Annotated in this window: 1 protein-coding gene; it reads left to right on the top strand. The window is 53.0% G+C overall.

Annotation, left to right across the window (positions count from 1 at the left end):
- On the top strand, nucleotides 1-283 hold a 283-nt coding region (locus J0A66_RS23110), incomplete at both ends, for an LptF/LptG family permease (RefSeq protein ID WP_206576108.1).

Genomic DNA, 283 nt, shown 5'->3' with positions numbered 1-283 from the left:
CTATGTAGATAACGAAATGGCTGTGATGCGTGCCTGTGGCATCAGCGAATGGTATGTCACCCGAGTGATGTTGGTATTAGCTGTCTTGGTGGCCGCAGTATCGGGCGCGCTGACGTTGTGGCTGGCCCCGCTGTCAATGGAAGTGGAGTATCAGCTCGAGGAAAAAATCAGTGCTGAATCGGGGCTAACCAGTTTGATCCCAGGACGATTCCAGCAAACCGCCAATCAGAAGGCGGTGATTTTTGTGCACGATATTGGCTCGGGTGATAACCAGCTTGAGCGC

It is taken from the genome of Bowmanella dokdonensis (assembly GCF_017254865.1).
Classification (GTDB): Bacteria; Pseudomonadota; Gammaproteobacteria; order Enterobacterales; family Alteromonadaceae; genus Bowmanella; species Bowmanella dokdonensis.
Note: the sequence above shows the minus strand (reverse complement) of the source record. Positions and strands in the feature narration are given on the sequence as shown.